General features: G+C 46.2%; 17 protein-coding genes. 2 read left to right on the forward strand and 15 right to left on the reverse strand.

Going from position 1 to position 20562, the window contains the following annotated elements:
- Nucleotides 1-222 precede the first annotated feature (222 nt).
- The 4 genes from QZW82_RS00855 to petB form a co-directional block, all read right to left on the reverse strand.
- Entirely contained in the window at nucleotides 223-7914 is a 7692-nt protein-coding gene (locus QZW82_RS00855) for an SBBP repeat-containing protein (protein WP_293142989.1), read from the reverse strand.
- Nucleotides 7915-8617: 703 nt separating this feature from the next.
- On the reverse strand, nucleotides 8618-9514 hold the full coding sequence (locus QZW82_RS00860) for a helix-turn-helix transcriptional regulator (protein WP_293142992.1): 897 nt from the start codon (nucleotides 9512-9514) through the stop codon (nucleotides 8618-8620).
- Between the two features lie 392 nt (nucleotides 9515-9906).
- Nucleotides 9907-10389, reverse strand: a complete 483-nt coding sequence (gene petD / locus QZW82_RS00865; RefSeq protein WP_293142995.1) for a cytochrome b6-f complex subunit IV — start codon at nucleotides 10387-10389, stop codon at nucleotides 9907-9909.
- 183 nt (nucleotides 10390-10572) lie between these two features.
- Nucleotides 10573-11241, reverse strand: coding sequence for a cytochrome b6 (gene petB, locus QZW82_RS00870; protein ID WP_293142998.1), 669 nt, complete (start codon nucleotides 11239-11241; stop codon nucleotides 10573-10575).
- 589 nt (nucleotides 11242-11830) lie between these two features.
- Between petB and ctpA the strand changes: the two genes are divergently transcribed.
- Nucleotides 11831-13120, forward strand: a complete 1290-nt coding sequence (gene ctpA, locus QZW82_RS00875) for a carboxyl-terminal processing protease CtpA (RefSeq protein WP_293143001.1) — start codon at nucleotides 11831-11833, stop codon at nucleotides 13118-13120.
- Between the two features lie 84 nt (nucleotides 13121-13204).
- On the opposite strand, the gene QZW82_RS00880 is transcribed toward ctpA, so the two are convergent.
- The 3 genes from QZW82_RS00880 to QZW82_RS00890 form a co-directional block, all read right to left on the reverse strand.
- On the reverse strand, nucleotides 13205-13618 hold the full coding sequence (locus tag QZW82_RS00880; protein WP_293143004.1) for a hypothetical protein: 414 nt from the start codon (nucleotides 13616-13618) through the stop codon (nucleotides 13205-13207).
- Between the two features lie 280 nt (nucleotides 13619-13898).
- Nucleotides 13899-13994: a photosystem I reaction center subunit XII gene (gene psaM, locus QZW82_RS00885; RefSeq protein ID WP_015174804.1), complete on the reverse strand. Its 96-nt coding sequence runs from the start codon at nucleotides 13992-13994 to the stop codon at nucleotides 13899-13901.
- Nucleotides 13995-14068: 74 nt separating this feature from the next.
- Entirely contained in the window at nucleotides 14069-14236 is a 168-nt protein-coding gene (locus tag QZW82_RS00890; RefSeq protein WP_293143024.1) for a hypothetical protein, read from the reverse strand.
- Between the two features lie 133 nt (nucleotides 14237-14369).
- On the opposite strand from QZW82_RS00890, the gene QZW82_RS00895 reads away from it, so the two are divergent.
- Entirely contained in the window at nucleotides 14370-15140 is a 771-nt protein-coding gene (locus QZW82_RS00895; protein ID WP_293143027.1) for a TerC family protein, read from the forward strand.
- A 130-nt stretch (nucleotides 15141-15270) separates the two neighbouring features.
- Here QZW82_RS00895 and QZW82_RS00900 read toward each other — a convergent pair whose 3' ends face one another.
- The 8 genes from QZW82_RS00900 to QZW82_RS00935 all read right to left on the reverse strand — a co-directional run bounded on the left by QZW82_RS00900 (nucleotide 15271) and on the right by QZW82_RS00935 (nucleotide 20336).
- The gene (locus QZW82_RS00900; RefSeq protein ID WP_293143030.1) at nucleotides 15271-17169 is read right to left on the reverse strand and encodes a M48 family metalloprotease; all 1899 of its coding nucleotides are present in this window, start codon (nucleotides 17167-17169) and stop codon (nucleotides 15271-15273) included.
- A gap of 124 nt (nucleotides 17170-17293) precedes the next feature.
- Nucleotides 17294-17497, reverse strand: a complete 204-nt coding sequence (locus QZW82_RS00905; RefSeq protein ID WP_293143033.1) for a hypothetical protein — start codon at nucleotides 17495-17497, stop codon at nucleotides 17294-17296.
- Nucleotides 17498-17681: 184 nt separating this feature from the next.
- On the reverse strand, nucleotides 17682-17828 hold the full coding sequence (locus QZW82_RS00910) for a hypothetical protein (protein WP_293143036.1): 147 nt from the start codon (nucleotides 17826-17828) through the stop codon (nucleotides 17682-17684).
- A 319-nt stretch (nucleotides 17829-18147) separates the two neighbouring features.
- Entirely contained in the window at nucleotides 18148-18810 is a 663-nt protein-coding gene (locus QZW82_RS00915) for a Na(+)/H(+) antiporter subunit B (protein ID WP_293143039.1), read from the reverse strand.
- Nucleotides 18807-19409 (reverse strand): DUF4040 domain-containing protein, encoded by a 603-nt coding sequence (locus QZW82_RS00920; protein WP_293143042.1) that lies wholly within the window; start codon nucleotides 19407-19409, stop codon nucleotides 18807-18809. Before QZW82_RS00920 ends, QZW82_RS00915 begins: the two co-directional genes overlap by 4 nt.
- Nucleotides 19406-19708, reverse strand: coding sequence for a monovalent cation/H(+) antiporter subunit G (locus QZW82_RS00925; RefSeq protein ID WP_293143045.1), 303 nt, complete (start codon nucleotides 19706-19708; stop codon nucleotides 19406-19408). Before QZW82_RS00925 ends, QZW82_RS00920 begins: the two co-directional genes overlap by 4 nt.
- Nucleotides 19705-19956: a hypothetical protein gene (locus tag QZW82_RS00930; protein WP_293143050.1), complete on the reverse strand. Its 252-nt coding sequence runs from the start codon at nucleotides 19954-19956 to the stop codon at nucleotides 19705-19707. Before QZW82_RS00930 ends, QZW82_RS00925 begins: the two co-directional genes overlap by 4 nt.
- On the reverse strand, nucleotides 19953-20336 hold the full coding sequence (locus QZW82_RS00935) for a Na+/H+ antiporter subunit E (protein WP_293143053.1): 384 nt from the start codon (nucleotides 20334-20336) through the stop codon (nucleotides 19953-19955). Before QZW82_RS00935 ends, QZW82_RS00930 begins: the two co-directional genes overlap by 4 nt.
- Nucleotides 20337-20562 lie beyond the last annotated feature (226 nt).

A 20562-nucleotide genomic window follows, 5' to 3' on the forward strand; every position in this document is an offset into this window, starting at 1 on the left:
GAGATTGACTGTAATTTATTACAATTCCTAGTAAGTATATGTACTCTCTAGTTTTCAAGTATTATAGCCTTTCTCAAAAAGATGAGGTATGACTGGCAGGTTGTATAACCGCTGAAACCAAGAGGGCTGAAGCCCAACAACGTACCTCATCTTTGTGAGAACCGCTATAGTGCCAATTGCTGAGAGTCGCAGATAACTGCGGTTATCTGCGACTGCTTACTATTAGATTGAGGCAAAATCGGCGACACCAATCAGACTCGACGATACTCCAGTTAGAGAAGCTAAAATTTCTCCGGTAGCCGCCAAGCGAATTAAGGTTGCACCGTCACTTTGAATAATTGCTAATTGCGAGAAAGTAATGCCACTGGCGAGTGCGAGCAAATCTTTGCCATCTTCAAAATCGGCGATCGTATCGATGCCAGAATTGGTAGATAATAAGAAGCGATCGCTCCCATTTCCTCCCGTCAAACTATCACTTCCCAAACCGCCATCCAACAAATCATCACCGCGATTTCCAAACAAGACATCATCAGCACTACCTCCGAGCAAAGTATCGCTACCTTTGCCGCCGAATAGAGTGTCATTCCCAACACCGCCATCGAGGGAATCATTGCCCCTCATGCCCAGCAAAACGTTATTCGGACTGCCGCCAGTCAGGGTATCGTCGCCATTTGTACCGACGATGCGATCGGCGGAATTGCTGGTCAAATCCGCGTCGCCACTGACAACAGGACTCGCAATCCCAGCAGGTAATGTGACAGCTTGAAGTTTGCTATCTAAAGCAGAACCAGTATTGTCAGTAACTACCTGAGAAATTGGCTTACTTCCCGCACCAACGGCTTTTAAATCTTGAGTTGTTGCGCCCAAAGCTATTTTTTGGATGCGGGCAACAGAAGCAGGAATTGATGTTGTTGTACTGGAGACAGCAGTATCAATGCGTTGATTTGCTGTTGCCATTACTGTCGCAGCTTGCGAGGTAATTGAGGTGACTTTTTGACTGTTGAAACTGGGGTCAATCTGCTGTATTTTCGCTGCTGCTTGCTGAATTATGGGTTCTAAAGTGGCTGCATTGCTGAGGTTTAAGGCAGAACCAGATTGAATTTTTTCAGTAATTGAACTCACAACCGCCTTGACAATATCCTTAGTAGATGCACTAGATGCGCCGTCAATCAAACCAGCAGTTTGAGTGATGACGTTTTGAACTTTTACCATTGCGGATAAAGTGGCGACGCCGCCCGGTTCGCTGTCGTTGGTGGCTGCGATCGGGTCGAAATCTGCGATCGCAACATCAGCCGGAATAGCAAGAGCAGATTTGATCAGAGATTCGGCGCGATCGCCCTCAATGCCCTTATCTACCAAGTCCACCATCAAAGTTGTTAAAAGCGTGACCACAGTAGCGTCAGCAGGTGCAGTAACAGGCGTTTCTAAAGGCAAACCGGTCGCGGTATCAATGCCGCCAAAAGCAACTAAATTGCCTTCATTTGAATCAATTTCCCCATTTTGATTTTTGTCAAATTCCTCGAAGGGGAAATCGAGATTAAATAGACCAGTGCTGTCACTATTGGTTGATGGTTCGTTAGCATCGAGAACACCATTTTTATTGGCATCCAAAAATACCTTGGCACCTGCAATGTAATTATCAATCACCCAGCGACCGTTAAGTTTCGTAATCTTGAAAATCTGAGAACTGCTAGCACCGGCCGGATCGGTGGCGGTTAACTTCACCTCAAATGGTCTGACAAAACTCAACGGTCGTCCATTAATATTAAACGATGGGGGAGTGCCAGTAAGTTTGATGGTGTTCTTGTTAGAGTCGAAAGAGAATCCCAGCCAACGACTGTTGAAATTGCTGCTTAAAGGACTGCCATCTTTGAGAGTTAATTTGTAGGAGATCAAGTCGCCATCCGGATCGGTGTAGACATTTTTAATGTCTTGATTAAACTCCTTATAGTAATAGGCTAAATGAATCTTCTCTTGTGGCGGACGGTTCCCAACAACACCTCCAGCAGCAATAGCTTGACCCAAAGCCAGCACATCAACGCGCTTGAAATTAAGACCGGTATTGGCAACACTATCCTTTTCGTCGTCGCCGTCATTGATAGTGACACCCGTTGATTTCAAAAGTTTGGCGAACTCGGTTGGCGTCAGTTTGCGGCCCAATTTTTGCTGTGCTAACTGTTGGGCTAATACAGCAATTCCGCTAATGTAGGCTGTAGCTTGACTGGTACCGTGATAGGTGATTAAATCGCCATCTTTGCCCGCACCGGTGATAGGTGCCCCCGGTGCGAAAACTGTGGTTAATGTCGCGCTACGCTGAGAAACGGGGAGAATGCGATCGGCAGCAGTGGTATTAGCGGTGACGAAGTTATTAGTTTCATAATTGACAAAATAATCGTCATACTTGTACTGACCAATGTCAGAGTTATATACCGCGCCAACTGACAGAGAATTTGGATCGGCGGCAGGGTATTGCACGCCTGGATTGTTCTGGTACTGGTAGTAACGGTTGCCTGATGAAGAGACAACAATTATATTTTTCGCCGCCAAAGCTGCCAGTTCATCTTCAATACCGTAGGGTGAAGCAGGATTGGGATAATTTTCGGCGTCGCCTAAGGACATATTGACACTGGCAATCTTGTAAGTGTCTGCATTTTCCAATACCCACTGCAAGGCTTGTTCTACAAAAGCAAACTTATTCTTTTCGTCTTTCTCACGAGTCGTATCCCGCATCACCTTGAGGCTGATAATGTTAGCACCTGGTGCCACCCCTTTGTAGGTTGAGTCTTGGGAACCAATGATGCTTGCAATGTTCGATCCGTGTCCTTTTCTGTCGCTAGCATCCGCGTCGCCGTCAGCAAAATCGTAGTTAAAAACGATGCGATCGCTGATGCCGTTTGAGTTGGTGTCCGGGCCAAAGAATGGGTGATTTAAGTCAATGCCAGTATCTAATACTGCTACAGAATAACCGCTGCCGTCAATCCCGGCAAAACTCGGTGTCTCGCGGAATTTATCTAGCTTAATCAATGAATTCGATACACTGGCGGGCTTAACATTATTGGGATTAGGGTCATCAGTGCCGTCAATATCGTTAAAATTCGCTGGGGCGATCGGGTTGTTATTAATCAGCAAACTGGTTGTAGCAGGCTTGAAAGTGCTAACAAGATTGTTGTTGCTGTTAACATTGGTAAGATTCGGTGTGGCAGCAAGGAAATTGTTATTGCTCAGGAAATTGAATGAATTGGGGTTGCTGCTGTTAGAAGAGTTTGTGGTATTTGAACTTAACGGCGTAGGTGTAGAGGAAGTGACTTGATACCCTGTGGTTGTGACACCTGAAAGGCGAGGTACAGCAGACAGATTTAAGTTGTATGGAGTTTCAGCGCCATTAACTGAAGCAACTCGAATTCTGTAAGTGCCGTATTCCAAAAGACGATTGATTGACTTGGAAGAGTTGCCAGAATTTTGTGCCGTTGAGATGACATTGAGACTGCTGTCAAGTAATTCAACTTTCACATCTGAAGTGAATCCGTTGACTGACAAACTGAAGTCATTTTTAGCACCGATCGTGAATTTGTAGAAATCCTCGTCAGCGCTGCTAACTGAATCACTATGAGTTTTGAGAGCAGAAGTTACATTGATGTCACTGGCTGTACTTGCAGAGTTTCCTGCGTCGTCCTTTGGTGCGGCAGTATTGGTCTTGTTATCAAGATTGGTAACAGCAACATCGGCTGCATTTAACCCGGAGTAGTTGCTGTCATTGCTGATAGCAGGTGCGGTAATAATTGTGTAAGCTTTGTCGCCATCTATTACACGGTCGTCAACACCTGTTACTGTTGCCGTTTGTGCTATAGTCCAGTTGGCAGAAGTGAAGGTAAGTGATGGCGGAAAAACAGTTCCTTCTGCTGTATTAGAACTGCTTAAATTTATTGTGACATCGGCAGTAGGTTGGGTATTGGGTTTAACAGTAAATGTTGTTTTTAGTCCGCCTTCATCAGTAACTAATCCTGTTGTTGGGTTAACAGTAATACCAGGAGGTACTCTTCTAATTGGCGTTGGAGTTGGTGTTGGGGTTGGAGGTGTTGGGGTTGGTAACGGAGGTGTTGGGGTTGGAGGTGTTGGGGTTGGAGGTGTTGGGGTTGGAGGTGTTGGGGTTGGAGGTGTTGGGGTTGGAGGTGTTGGGGTTGGAGGTGTTGGGGTTGGAGGTGTTGGTGTTGGGGCGGTGTCGTTATCGGTAATTGCGACATTCACAGCCGGAATGCCGATCGCACTATACTTGCTATCGGTACTGGTAGCGGTATGAGAAATACTGCCTGTATCATTTCCTTCCACAACCGTATCGTCAACAGCCGTGACTGTGACTGACTTCGCCACATTCCAGTTAGTAGCGTCGAAGGTGATGGAGGCGATCGCACTTATTTGATTTCCCCCATCAAAATTAATTGTAACTAGCGCAGTTGGTTGCGAATTTAACTTGAGTGTATAACTGCCTGTGGCACCGCCTTCTGTAGCTGTGATGTTTTCCTGTGAAACAGTCACACCAGCGGTATCGTTGTCAGCAATCGTGGCAGTTACCGGAGGAATTGTCAGGTTGTTATATTTAGGATCGGTACTGACAGATTTGTGAGCGATCGTGCCGCTGCGCGTTCCTTGCGCTATGCTGTCATCGATCGCCTTAACAGTGACACTTTGCGCTACATTCCAATTAGTCGGGGTGAAAGTAACAGGCGCGATCGCACTTATTTGATTCCCAGTTTCAAAGTTAATCGTGACGTTGGCAGTAGGTACGGTAGTCAAAACTACGCTGTAGGTATCCGTTGCGCCGCCTTCAGCAATATCTGTGCCGCCTCCTGATTGGACAATAGACACACCAGGGCTATCGTTATCAGTAATCGAGGCTGTCACATCGGGAATGGCTTTGCCGTTATAATTTGCATCGGTACTCGTAGCTGTGTGAGCGATCGTACCGCTGTGCGTTCCTTGTGTTAAACTGTCGTCGATCGCAGTCACAGTCACTGTTTTTTCAACATTCCAGTTAGTGCTGTCAAAAGTAATCGGTGTGGCGATCGGATTGAGTTGAGTTCCAGTATTAAACGCGATCGTAACCGGTGCTGTCGGTTGCGCGGTTAGCTTGATTTTGTAACTGCCAGTTGCACCGCCTTCTGTAGCAGTTATGTTTGTAGGTGTAACGCTGAAACCTGCCGTGTCGTTATCAGTAATGGCGACACTAACACTGGGAATTGTGATGTTGTTATACTTCGTATCGGTACTGGTAGAAGTAAGAGCGATCGCACCTGTATGATTTCCTTCAACTAAATTGTCGTCAACTGCTTTCACCTGCACAGTTTGAGCGACATTCCAATTATTAGGGGTAAAAGTAAGTGCGGTAATTGGTTGAATTTGACTGCCCGTAGCCAAGTTAATCGTAACAGGTGCCGTCGGTGGAGTATTTAATTTAACGGTATAACTGCCATTGGCACCGCCTTCTGTAGCAGTCGTAGTAGCAGGAGTAATGCTAACGCCTGGAATGTCGTTATCGGTGATGTTCGCATTGACAGTGTTGCCGGCAGTACCGTTAACTGTAAAACTTGCAGTCGCGCCGTTATAATTAGCATCGGTACTGATAGCAGTATGGGCGATCGGGCCGGTGTGTGGCGAAGTTTCTGCTACGGTATCATCAACTGCACTGACTGTCACCGTTTGCGGTACAAACCAGTTAGTTGGAGTGAAACTAAGGCCAGCAATCGGTTGAATTTGAGTCGCGGTGTTGAGGGCGATCGCCACATTTGCAGTAGGCTGATTAGTGAGCACCACTGTATAAGTATCAGTCGTGCCGCTTTCTGCTACATTAGTACTGCCCCCCGACTCAACAATCTTCACCTGCGGCCCGCCAGGAATGATTTTAGTAATAAAAGCATCATAATCACCTCCCCCATTCGCCGCTTGCAAAGGGGTTGCTGTTGGGAAATTAGTAGATTTAGTAGATCCCGCCACATAAACTGCACCAGAAGCATCCACCGCAATACCACTACCGTTGTCGTCGCCGCTGCCGCCAAGATAAGTAGAATCAACTAAGGCAGAACCCGACGCATTGATTTTCGTGACAAAAGCATCTTTGCCGCCACCGCTGACACTTTGAATCGCATTCTTAGTCGGGAAATTAGTCGAAGTCGTATCTCCCGTAACATAAACATTATTCGCACTGTCTAGAGTAATGCGATGCCCGTTGTCATCTCCGCTGCCACCCAAATAAGTTGAATAAATCGCATTGTTACCTAGAGGGCCTAACTTGATGACAAAAGCATCATTTGCACCACCTGCATAAGTCGCTTGAACTGCATTTTTAGTCGGAAACTCTGTTGAAGTGGTACGTCCCACAACATAGGCATTTCCAGAACTATCTACAGCGATATCATGACCTACTTCATTGCCAAAGCTACCTAAATAAGTGCCATAAGCGCGCGCACCATTCGCGTCAAATTTAGCGACAAAACCATCATATTCACCTGCAAGGGCATTTTGAAAGCCTAAATCTTTCCCCGGCAAGTTCGTCGAATAAGTAATTCCAGTAATGTAGGCATTACCATTATTGTCTATGGCAATGGCTTGAGCATCTTCGCGACTAGAACCGCCGAAATAAGTAGAGTAAACTAAATCATTGCCAGTTGGATTGACTTTAGTAATAAACGCATCAATGTCGCCTCCTATTGTAGGCTGGGAAGCATTTTTTGTGGGGAAACCGCCATTAACTACAGGGGGGGAACTGTTGTTGCCACCTGTGAGTCCGGTAACATAAGCATTCCCGTTACTGTCTACCGCAATGCCGTTGCCTAGGGCGCCGCTGCTGCTATTGCCTAAAAAGGTAGAATAAACTAACGCATTGCCGGCTGCATTGAGTTTAGTTACCGCAGCAGTATAATTAGGTGCTATAGGTTGAAAAGAACCAGGTGTAGTTGGATAACCCGGATCGACTTGTCCAGTTAAATAAGCATTGCCTTGACTGTCTACCGCAATTCCAAAACCATATTCATTGCCAGCACCGCCGATATAAGTAGAGTAAATTAAGGCAGTTCCTTGGGGGTTGATTTTAGTAACTAAGAAATCAGCTTGACCCCCTGGTGTAGTTTGGAATGCACCAGGAGTAGTCGTAAAATTGTTAACAGTAGTTCCAATAATGTAAGCCGCACCTGTGCTATCTACAGTCATGCGGTTGGCACCATCATAGCCGCTGCCGCCTAAGTAAGTCGAGTAAGCTAAAACCGGGTCAATAACTAGGGGTTGAGTGCGATCGAAATCTCCCAAACTAAAACTTACTTGACCGTTTCCTAATAAATTGTAAGCTGCGGGAACATTCACCCGCTGTCCGTTGATGTCTTGATAAACTATCGGTGCGTTATCAATTAATTCGCCTAGCGGTGTCTCTAGTATCAGTGCTCCGTCGTCACGCAACCGGATGTTGTTAACACCACTATAGTTCATCTTAATTTGACTCGAATCGGCAAAAGGTGCAACCAAAAACTCGCTTTTAAGTTGTCCTTCCGTGCCTTTTAAAACGCGATCGATTCCTTGATAAACGTTTTGATAAACAACGCCGTTAAAAGTAGGAACGTCAGTGTGCCATTGACTGGAATCTTCGCCTAAAATAAAGTTAGCAACTCCGGGCAATTTTTCCAGCCCGGAAATTGTAGGATTCGGGTTGCTGTTGGCTAAGCTGCTGCGGACAATGGCAGAATTTGTGGCTTGGTTTCCCGGTTCATTTGGTTTTTGGAAAGCGGTAAAGGTGATTTCGTTGGGAGTGAAATAGATGCTGTGACCGGCGCCTTTGACCTGGAATTTCACATTAGGGTCTGTTTGTCCAGCATTTGCAATAAAACTTAAGGGAATTTGACCGTAAGATGTTTGTTGATTTGGAGAATTCATAGCTGGTACCCCTGGTTTATGTTATGTCAGTAAGTCTACGGAAGTACCAGCTCGGCTGTATTGTAAATTCTTGCGAAAAATTTGCGAAAAATACAATTTTCTTGCGAAATTTCTCGGATTTTTGTGAATAATTGTAACAATGGTTGGGGGGTGCGATTTGTAAGTGCGACATTCTGAGGGTTCGCCAGGGGTTGAAATGCCTGTTTCATAGTCCAACCGGGGTTAAAATGCCTGTTTCATAGTCCGCCAGGGGTTAAAACCCCTGTCTCATAGCGGAAGTCCTCTCACAGAGGACTGGGATTGACGATCGTAATTTAATTTGGTTTTTCAGTCGGTTTCAACCGATTTTCGCTTTCTCGACGGGGAATTGATTTCCCGGCGGACTTGTGGGTAATCCGAAGACTTTTGAATGCGAAATATTTTGGGTAATAAATACTTTTGAATGCGAAATATTTTGGGTAATGCGAAGACTTTTGAATGCGAAATATTTTGGGTAAGTCCGAGAGTCCGCCAGGGGTTTTTAACCCCTGTCTCATAGCGAAAGTCTTCTCAAAGAGGACTCATATTAATCGTAATTTAATCTAGATTTACCAGTCGGTCTCAACCGACTTTCGCTATGAGGCAGGGGTTTAAACCCCTGCCGGACTGTCGGACTGCCGGAGGGCCTGACTGCCGGAGGGCCGGACTGCGGGTGTTACCTTTATTAAAGTGAATCGCGATATTTCTTAGGAGTCACACCGACGATTTTGCTGAAAGTTTTACTAAAATGACTTTGGTCGTGAAACCCGACTTGCTGCGAGATATATGCTATTGATAAATCGGGGATTTTTAACAACTGCTTGGCTTTTTTCATCCGGCACTGGGTCACGTAATTATGGGGTGCTATTCCCGTTGATTGTTTGAACAAACGACTGAAATAATAAGGACTGATTTGCACTAAATTAGCCAGTTCAGCTATGTGCAAATCTCGGCTGAGGTAGTCATTTATGTAGTCAAAAACTATCTGCAATTTATGAGAACCAAGACCGCCTTCAACATCTTGCAGTTTTGGTTTTTGTGCACAATACCGGTGCAGTAGGTGTAGTGAAAGCGCATTTTTTAGTGCATCGACATAGAGAGTACCATTTAATCCACCTGATTGGAGTTCGGTTTTGAGGGCCCAGCCAATGCCGAAAATTAACGGATCGCTGATTGGCCAGTGCGGTATAAATTCAATGAGATTCCCGTTTGTAGATTCGTGAACTGTATTGTCGAAGTCGGTAGGGTCGATCGCGATCGCCATAAATTCATGTTCTTCGACTGCATGTGACTGAAAATAAGTACCAGCAGCAGCGATGAACATCTGTCCACTTTGGCACGGTTCGCTACCGTACTGTTTTCCGTTCAGTGCTACTCCCCCGATAGCTGAAGAGAATATTATGCCAATGCTGTGTTGTTGGAGATAGTGTGCGGGAGATTCGTTTGGCGGCTGACGGTGATATTCGACGTGAATTCCCTGCCAATTTGCGCCGTGACTCGAGAGGATTGAGGTATTCGGCAGAATCGATTTCATCGCGTCTGGCTGGGCAAAATCGAGAATTAATGCTTTCTCTGAGGACATAGCTTACACCTGCGGTAGTGGCTATTATTTTATAGGTCTGAAGTTCCCGCAGTTATACAAAGATACCCAGGGCTTACGCCACATATTCTCTGTCTGTTTGTCTAGCCTTCGCAATAAAATTTAATGGAATTTGACATGAGGAAGGTGGTTTTATTGTCAGGATAGGAGATATAAAACTACCAAAAGTATCGCTCAAAGGTCGGCTCGCGCGATCGGGCCAAGGTACGTAGTTGCGCGAAGAGCGCTCTTAGCTTATATTATCAAAGAGCGCAAAGATCGCAACTACGTACCTAAACGGCTCCCAAATAAAATGACGCCCGCTAAAGTTTCCCAGCAGTACAAAAGCACTTTATCGGAAACCCGCAGGCGTCAAAATTAGACAAGCTTAAATCTTAGAACAGACCGAGCGTGAAAGATTTGTCGATCGGGAAAATAGCACCAATACCCAACCACAGAGTTACCGCAGTTCCCAACAGGAAGACTGTAGTAGCCACAGGACGGCGGAACGGATTTTGGAACTTGTTGACATTCTCGATGAACGGAATCAAAATCAAGCCAACTGGAACAGCGGCCATGCAAGCAATTCCCAACAGTTTGTTAGGCAAAACGCGCAGGAGTTGGAACACAGGCCACAAATACCATTCCGGCAGAATTTCTAGCGGAGTAGCAAAGGGATTAGCAGGTTCGCCAACTAAAGCTGGGTCAAGTACAGCCAAACCGACGCACAGAGAAATTGTTCCCATGATCACAATGGGGAAAACGTACAGCAAGTCATTGGGCCAAGCTGGTTCGCCGTAATAGTTGTGACCCATGCCCTTAGCGAGCTTAGCGCGTAGCTCTGGATCGCTCAAATCTGGTTTTTTGATAATAGACATAGTGAGAGTGTTCTCCTTTTAGTTTTACCCGGGCTTGGCATTCCGCTGTACTCGTTAGTCCGAATCAGCGGCGCGATCGCAGGAAGTATTGACCCTAATAAATATCATGAGAGATGAATTCTGAATTTTCAACCCAAAATTCCGCAGGGGGGCAAAAAAAATACCGCCCCCACAACTCAAAATTTACAACGGGCCAGAAATGCCTTGCTTGCGAATCATCAAGAAGTGAGCCAGCATGAAGACGATAATCAGCCAAGGCAACACAAAAGTGTGCAAGCTGTAGTAACGGGTCAAAGTGCCTTGACCTACGCTGACACCGCCGCGCAGCAGTTCCACCAGCAAAGAACCGACAAACGGGATAGCTTCGGGTACGCCGGAAACGATTTTAACGGCCCAGTAACCGACTTGATCCCAAGGTAGCGAGTAGCCTGTCACACCGAAGGAAACAGTGATGACTGCCAAGATTACTCCTGTCACCCAGGTTAATTCGCGGGGCTTTTTGAAGCCGCCGGTCAAGTAAACCCGGAAAATGTGCAGAATCATCATCAGTACCATCATGCTGGCAGACCAGCGGTGGATGGAGCGGATCAGCCAGCCGAAGTTGACTTCATTCATCAGATATTGCACTGAAGAAAAAGCTTCTGCTACCGTGGGACGGTAATAGAAAGTCATGGCGAAGCCAGTGGCAAACTGAATTAGAAAACAAACTAGAGTAATCCCGCCCAAGCAATAGAAGATGTTGACGTGGGGAGGTACATACTTTGTAGTGATGTCGTCTGCGAGCGCCTGAATTTCCAGGCGTTCATCAAACCACTGGTAGGTTTTTGATTCGGTGATTTGTTTAGAAAACATGGAGCCAGAATTCCTAAAAGAATATTGCTGTGGTTGAGGTTCAGGGCAGCAGCCACAAGGTTTTTTTGTCGCCCCGCGCCGAGCAGTTGGCTTTTACTAGCAAATGCCTGAGGCTATTTTTAAATTTGGAGCTCACGAAAGGAAATCTATTGTGCGATCGCCCGCGAGCACTGGGAAACTAAACTAGAGCTGATCCCTACTCGCTGGCGTTGCGCGATCGAATTCCAGAGTGTGATAAAAAATGTAACATAATTGCTGTACAAATTTCACGGAGCGATGCTTTTGTCTTCGTCTGAAATAGCATTTTTTGCCAGCTCAACATTCGCCCCAAGCTGGCATACAGCCAAGAGCCGAGCCCAGGAGCAAAGTCCGAGCCGGCCGAGGCTGGCCCAGCCGTAAAATTTAATATTCATGATAAAACTTCACTAAATTTGCAATTTAATGTTACAATGAGCTAATTTTTTGTTCGCGGCTGGGCAATGATGAATCCTGAATGTCTCCGGGACAGTTGACTGCACAAAAGCTTAAAAGCTTACAAACTTAAAATACAGGAAATGCCATACTTGCCTATCTTTGACACAAAAAAATCATGCAGAGACGAGTTTTCCAGACAGCAATTATCTTCTTTCTCCAAGTCGTCCTGGTTCTAGGCGCATGGGCTCTTCCGGCGGCGGCGCTAACTCCAGAACAGCAGTTGTTGAGCGAAGCTTGGCGAATTGTCAACCGCTCTTATGTGGACGACAGCTTCAACTCTAAAAACTGGTGGTCGATTCGCGAAAAAGCCGTCAAGGAACCGCTCAACGACAGACAGCAGACTTACGCGGCGATTCAAGGGATGCTGGCAAATCTTGACGACCCTTTCACTCGACTGCTCAAACCAGAACAGTACCGCAGTTTGCAGGTCAACACTTCGGGAGAATTGACGGGAGTTGGGCTGCAAATTGCGATCGACCCCGAGACAAATACCCTAACAGTAGTGGCTCCTTTGGCGGGTTCGCCGGCGGATAAAGCCGGCATTCAACCGCTCGATCGCATTTTGAAAATTGACGGCACTCCTACCTCAGAATTGAGCCTGGACGAAGCTGCAACTCGAATGCGCGGCCGCATCGGCACTGCTGTTACCTTGACCTTGGGACGCGAAGGCAGGGAGGTTCCTGAAGACGTTGAGCTGGTGCGCGATCGCATTGCTTTGAATCCGGTTTACGCCGAATTGCAGTCGGGGCCGGACAATTTACCTCTGGGCTACATTCGCCTGAGTCAATTCAGCGCTAACGCCACTGAGGAAGTCGCCCACGCGATCGATCGTTTGGAAAAACAAGGCGCCGCCGCTTACATTCTCGATTTGCGGAACAACCCGGGCGGGCTGTTGCAAGCTGGGATTGAAATTGCGCGCCTGTGGATCGATTCCGGGACGATCGTCTACACGGTCAACAGACAAGGCATTCTCGGCAGTTTTGAGGCTTCTGGACAAGCCTTGACTGGCGATCCGCTGATTGTTTTGGTGAACAAGGGAACGGCTAGTGCTAGCGAAATTTTGGCGGGTGCGCTGCAAGATAACGGCAGAGCTCAACTGGTGGGCGAAAAGACTTTCGGCAAAGGACTGATTCAGTCGCTGTTTGATTTGTCCGACGGTTCCGGGTTGGCTGTAACTGTTGCTAAATACGAGACACCGAACCACACGGATATTAACAAATTGGGGATTTCGCCCGATCGCGCAGTGCCGCTAGAACCGATTGCGCGCGATCGAATTGGCACTGAAGAAGACTTACAATATCAAGCTGCATTGCAACTGCTAAAAGAAAAAACTGTGATGGCAAAGACGGCGGTTGAAACCGCGCCCAGACAAACAATGTCCGCCTCCGCAGACGCAAGACAATAAAGTAGTTTCAACTACCACTTCTTCAACCCGCATCAGGCGGGTTTTGTTTGTATGGGGGCGAATGGAATTCGCCCGCTCTTCAGATTAAGGTTGCAGGGTAGATTCCTCAGAATCGGGTGCTTCGGGTTCCTGCAAAATCACCGGGCGTTGCTGGGGATCGGCTCGATTGCTTTGCTCTTGCATCACAGTTTTAGCGAGACTGGGGTCAAAATAGCGGTTAAAGTCCGATCGCGACTTATCGACTCGCGCTTGAGTAAGATTCACTTCAGCTTGGATTTCGTGCAACTTTTCTTGGACTCCCCGGTAGTGGGGCCAAAGCTGAATCAAAGCAGAAGTCGCACACACTGACAGAACTACATTAACTGCTAACTTGACTCCTGTTTCGGCGGCGAGCGTTTGATGAGGGTAGGAACGCTGGCTGCTGCTGCGACGAGGAGTAACCCGAGGGGGAGTTTTTACAGGACGTAGTGGGGTAACGGTAGGTTGAATCGCTTGCATAATTTTTTTTTCAAATACCTGAGACTGACTTTTTAGAGCTGACCACAGAAAATTCTGAGTTTAACGCACACCCGCCCCTGTTTGTCAGGGTGCTCGCAGCCCAAATTTTTGAGACTGGGTGACGGCTGAGGACGGAATTTCCCAATAAAAATGCCTGCCCTTGCAGTCTCGTCTTCGTGACCACAAACAATCTACTGCACGATGACAGCAATTGTCTGTAATTTCGAGATTTAACTAAGGAGGACAGGCGACGGTGCGGTTCGCTACTGGTGTCTCGAAACTACTTGTACAGTTCTGTTGACAGCCGGAAAGCCAAGATTCCCGGAATCAAAGCAATTACGAGCGCTACGTAGACTTGGGTATCTGTTAAAGACATATGAGGAAAACTCCATTTTACGGGCACGAGCTTTCATCAATTTGAGACAAATTGGCGCTTTTGGGAATCTTTTGTTACAAATCGACAAGTAATTCGGCGCCGTTGGGGAGGAGTGGGAGAGGGGGATCGCGGGAGATGGGGAAAATCTTGATGGTTGACTTCTGGTTCTCGGAGCGAGATCGATCGCTTAAATCCGCTACATCCGTTAAAATCCCGTAGATTGCTTGTTGCCGAACTGCCATAGCGATCGCGATCGCCCGCGACAAAGTTACCGCACTAGGTTACGATAAGTGAAGGTGACACTCATTTATAAACAGAGCCGGTGATTTGCGCTGAGCTCGACCCTTGCAAATCGTTAGGTGCACAAAATAATTAATGCTAGATCAATTTCTCGAGGCTTCACCCAATTTGGGAGTTGACACCTTTTTTTTATTGTTGGTTTTGGTAGCTTTGGAGGCGGTGCTTTCGGCTGACAACGCGATCGCCCTGGCATCTATTTCCAAAGGTTTAGAAGAACCCAAGCTACAGCAACAAGCTCTCAACATCGGTTTGATAATTGCTTTTGTACTGCGAATAGCACTAATTTTAATGGCGACTTGGGTGATCCAGTTCTGGCAGTTTGAACTGCTGGGAGCCCTGTATCTGCTGTGGCTAGTTTTCCAGCACTTTGCCTCAGAGGCTGACTCTGATGGAGAACATCACGGCCCCAGATTTGCGTCTCTGTGGAAAGCAATTCCAGTAATTGCTCTGACGGATTTAGCTTTTTCTTTGGATAGCGTTACAACTGCGATCGCGATTTCTGACCAAACTTGGCTGGTGTTGACGGGCGCGACAATTGGCATCATTACCCTGCGATTTATGGCGGGCTTGTTCATCCGCTGGCTGGATGAATTCGTACACCTTGAAACTGCTGGCTACATTACAGTCGGTTTCGTGGGAATGCGACTGCTGGTGAAGGTAATCAATGAGAGTTTAGTACCTCCCCAGTGGCTGGTAGTTTCTTCTATCGCCTTAATGTTTGTCTGGGGATTTTCTAAGCGCACTCCCGATCCGTTAGAGATTGTAGAATCTGCGGAAGTTGCTGTCAATCTGCCGGATGCAGAAGTTAAAGTCCCGGAAGCGCAAGCACAGAATTCCGAAATTTAAGGAACGAAAATGGCGTTGCTGATTTACGGTATGAAAGGCTAAATAGGTCTGTCATAGAAACCTGTATCCACAAAGGTTTTGGATTTTAAACTTATTTTTTTCATACCATGATTAAGCAACGCCGATAGCACTAACGTTTCAGGATTAAAGACCCTTCCACCAGGGACATCTTTTTTTGCAAATTGCCGGAACTACTGTGATTCAAAATGATGACATAAGCTTGAATAGGAAACTGCAAACTTTTCGCCAGCAGGTCGGCCACATTATGAGCCGCATTCTCATTTTCTATCAAACCTCGTTTGCGAACGATTCCTAGGATACATAATTTTTTTTCGGGAAAGTAGGTGATAACTTTCTCTACCAAATAAGCTTCTTCAACCTGTGAATAGGGAGCCAACTGTTGTTTTAGTTCATCTACTTCTGATGGTTCTAGAGTATGAGGTTTGAGTTGGTCGCGATCGCTCGCGCTAGCTCTTTCCTGTTGAGCTTTGAGCAGCAACTGAGAATGCTTCTCGGCTCGATCGCGATATTTGTCTGCTTTGTCAGTTTGACCTCGTTGCCAGAAAAAACAGTAAATTAGCTCGCAGCCGTCTATTACCCAATCTATCCTTTGTGTCATAGCCTTTTCCAGGCAAGCAATACCTACTGGATCGTCCTTTTGTAGTAAGATCTGCCCGAGGCTATAGTTGGCTTCTGCACAATCGGGGTGAGTTTTTAAGACATCTTGCAACAAGGGAATTGCGGCTTCACCACCTCGCACTTGTAATGTGTAATGGGCTCGTTCCCATGCTTCTGGTTCATCCAGTGCTTGCACTTGTGCTTTTTGCTCTAAAGCTTGCAGTTTACTTTGGATTTCTTGGAGGTAAGCATACTGCTGCCGCCAAGGTGTCGATGCTGCTTCTTTCCAATCGCGATCGAACTGGGTAGCAAACTGTTGTAAGCTGTTTCCGAGAAGATGTTCTGCTGCACTTGTTTGTATGGTTACTGACTGAAGCAATTTTGGCGATCGAGTTCTCAGATAACCTAGGGATTTGAGTCGATCGCTCAGACAGGGATGGGTGTCTGCATTATCGGTCTTTTCTGCCAGAGCCTGCTCTAACCATAGATTGGTCTGTGCTTCTGCGATCGCACCGTGCAGGAAAGTCAACATAGAAGAATAAGCATTGTCCGGCGGATCGACCCGATCTGCAACCTGCTTCTGGATATCTGACCAAAAGGAACTTTCTAGAAAACGGGCTTTGATTTTTACATTAATTAGCGCCTCAGCCGCATGGCGTACTCCAGCGAGTTGGGCTGCACAGCGATCGGCTTCGTACTCATCCATCCGTGCTAGGGTAAAAGAGTAGGCATTAAAGGAAGGCCAATACCATTCTAGGAAGCTATTAAACAACTTTGATGCTCCATGTTGCTCGCTCTGGTATAACCGTTCGTAAATCTGCAACCAGGTTTTGCGAATTCGATAAATCCATGCCGCGAAGCGAGAATGATTGCCAGAGAGATGTCCTAATTCGTGTGCTAGAACGGCTTTAAATTGTTCCAAAGACAAGGACTGCATCAGGGGAAGTCCTAGAAGCAAGTAGTTTTTTTGCCAGCCAAAGATACCCAGCCGCGGAACTTGAACGACTGCTGCATTGAATTCTCGATTCAACAAGATGTTGTGGAATCGGGGAGCCTCAAGTTTAGCGGTCAATTCGTCTACCATGCCGAATAAGTGAGGAACTCGATCGCGACTGAGTTTCAATCCTTGAGGATGGGGGAAAGTTACCCAGAGCGATCGTACAATTGCCCATGCCGGAATCAGTAACAAAATGCCAAACTTAATGATGTAACCATTGATGTGATGGCTAAACATCATCACAAAGACTAACAGCCCGATCAGTGCGAATAACCCAGCAAGTATTAAAAAGATGTAGGCATAACCTAATACGGCAAACAGGGCTACTCGCAAGCGGTAACTTCCCGGATGACGCTGCGAGAATTCTTCCAAATTTTTGACTAATTTATCAAACTCTTTCTGATTGATTGCCATAGGAAACAGTTGTTTTATATGTGCTGATGGCCAATTGCATTAATTGCACAAAAGTATGATGGGCTCGAGGTTTCTGGTTTTGTATAACCAGCGCTAATAACTCGTCGATGCCAACCAATAACCTTTATAGGTTAAACTCAATGCTGTAAATGCTGTTTAAGTCAAGATTAATTATTATTCCCACCCATCCTAATTCAAATTTTTTGGATGGTCGGGCGGTGTTTACAAAAATTGATGGGAGTTGTCGGCGAGATGAATTGGGAAGTTGCGATCGCTCTTTGTATATAGTGCGTTCGTCCTGGTTGCTCTCGTGAGCGATCGCAGACATTACTCGATCGACCTAATGGAAGTAGAATTAGCCCTATAGGAAGGTAGCTATCTGCGATCGGACGTGGCGATGCTTAGGTTGGGGAGATAGCGACGGGTAGAGGAAGTGGTTCAGGTGCTGTCTGGGGAGGTGGCGGATGTGAAGAGATTTGTTGGGTAAAGTGCGATCGCGCCAAAGCTACTGTCTAAATGTCGATCGCCACTATTTTACCGCGATCGGCTGTATCGACTTGAGGCAGGACTTGAGATTGATAAATCCGATCACCCGCTACAGCAAATTCTTGTTTGCTGTAGCGGGGTTGTCGGGCTATAGTCGTTTTACCTGGTTTCAACGTTTGCTGTTAATTAAATGGAGTGAGGGGTGCAGACAACAGTAGCTGAGTCTTTTCAAAAATTGTTACGCGGGAATTTGTAGCGACTTATAGAACGCATTTGACATCTTTGAGTTTTTGGGTTGGGTGACGAGAAATATAGAGAGAAACCAGTTTCTGATATTTACGCAAGGGGCGAGAAACCGGGTTTTTACGAGTTTTTGGGTTGGGTGACGAGAAATATAGAGAGAAACCCGGTTTCTGATATTTACGCAAAATAGATCTGAAATGGGTTCTATATGGATGAATGAGAATCCGATCGACATCCCCTAAAAATCCATCACAACAAACCGCGATAGCGAATAAAAATCAACACCACCGCCCACGAGCCCAAAGCAACCTTTACAGCCACCAAAATATTCAGCAAAGGCACTACACCACCACTCACCAAAGCGCCAAACTGTCCGTGCGGCAACTCGTACCCACACAAAGTTATCGCAGACAAAACCACAAAAACCAATACCGAAATCTTCTCCCAAGTCGCCGCGTGCGATCGATCGTAAATCCGCTGCATCCACTCGGATGACGAAGTAATCGCCACCAAACCGATCGCAGTTCCCCCCGCGACACCCGCCGCAAAACCGCCCCCCGGAGTCAAATGTCCTCGCAGTGACAATTCAATACTCACCAAAGCCGCAATAGTCGCTCCCAAACGGGCTAACACAATTGAAGGTTGATCGGTAAACTGATAAATTGTGCAGGATGGTCTTTCCGTGGCTAACAGAAAATTAGCGCCCATAATGGCGATCGTAAATACCACCACTTCAAAAATCGTGTCATAAAGGCGATTGCGGAAAATAATCGCCGATACTGCATTCGGAATTCCGCTATCTTTGACAATCAATTCTACGATCGCCAAACCTGATAAACCTGACGCTGGATTGGCGAAAAATAGCATTTTAATGTAAAGCACTATTCCCGCCGCAATGTAAACCCATTTCATTGAAAATCCTCCGCTAAATCTGTAGCATTTTTGTAAGCCAGACTGGTATTTACTGATGAAATTTCGGCTTGCATGATGTCATATAGCCGTTGGATTCTAGTCACAGTTTGATAATGTTTGGTTTCTGGATCGCTATCTAACACAGGCACACAAGTTGCATGAATTTCTTTCTCCATCAGGGCGCGATGTAAACCCTCCACACTTGTGAAAGGTACTACCTCAATGCGGAGATAATACTTGCTGAAAATCCGGCGAAAATCCTTCATCAATGAGTTAAAATCGCGGGGACTCTCTACCGTCAATTCTACCTTCAAAACATCACCGTCCGACTCGACTTTCTCCTCTTCCAACACGCCCAAACGCATCACCAAGGACGATCGCACTGCCACCGCATACAGGGTTATTGCCAACATCGTACCCATCAAGGCTTCCGTCAAAGCCACATCCGCCGCCCCAAACACTGAATAGATCAATGCTGCGATCGCACCTAATATGCCGCGAATGACTAGGGCATGGTAGGGATTAGCCTGAACTACTACCATACAAGCAGCCAAGGGCAACAGCGCAGTTAAGATATAGATATAGCTATCATCATTCATAATGTCTCTGTGGGAAACTCCGTCTGATTTTCTTGCTCTTCACTCGAACAATGCGCCAACACATATCCCAGCATTGTATTCCAAATTGCTAAGGAAAGAATTGCCAAAGTTAGCAGCGGCCATCTACTAGGTATTTTGATCAGCAGCCCGAGCACGATTAGGATCGAACCCAAGGTATCGGCAACCGAAAGACTGTGTAACTTAAATAATACCGATCGCTTGCCGACTAGGTGAGAAGTTCCCCAAAACCAGAAGAATATTCCTACACCAAAAAAGACATAACTCACCACATCAATCATAGATCGTCCATTCGTTTTATTATGTGTGCTAACAGCATTAATCCCGCATTTCCCACAGTCAGGATAATTGCCCCTACAGCCCCAATCATCCAATCGTCCCGCAAGACAGAGATGAACAAAGTCATAATTCCTGCCTTGGTGGAAATACTGCCCAAGGCTAACATTTTCTGCCAAATATCATCATCCGTCAATGCCTCGTACATGGGGATGAGCATGGCTGCAATCATCGCAATTAAGAGCAAATTCATGGTTTTTTAATCGGGAAAACCCGGTGAACTTCGTAGCAGCCTTCTTGGTTGTGTCTCACCACAATTGTTTTGGGCGTAAACGTGATTAGGAATACATCCAAAAATATCATGATTGGCGATCTTTTCATTTTTGCCCGTTCCAAAATCATATCTTCTCCGTTATGGGGACGAATGATAATTTCAAAGGCTTCAATGTATGCTACCGGAATCGCAATCAGGATTTTTTTGAGCATACTTAGCCATTCCTTGATCCTTTCCGGGGATGTATTGCCGCGGGGTAGGAGAAATGCGATCGCTATACCAATGATGATATTTGGCAGAGTGAAATCGGCTGTCAACAAAAACCAAATTGTCAATCGTAATATGAAACTTCCAATCATGTTTTTTCCTTGTTAGATTTCTCGCACAACTCTGGGATTGGTACAAAAACCGCAGATATCAGGCAGATAAACAGACAGCCACACAGATAATTACAATATTCTTTCTACTTTTACTAGAAAGAAGTGGTTTAAATCCTCTCCCTTGTAATCGATAAATTTAAATCAGACTATTGATTACTCCAATCCTCGAACTTCCAGGTAGGGGCGGCTGTCAACTGTCAACTGT

Origin of the sequence: Microcoleus sp. bin48.metabat.b7b8b9.023 (genome assembly GCF_013299185.1) — a bacterium.
In the GTDB taxonomy this organism is placed as follows: domain Bacteria; phylum Cyanobacteriota; class Cyanobacteriia; order Cyanobacteriales; family Microcoleaceae; genus Microcoleus.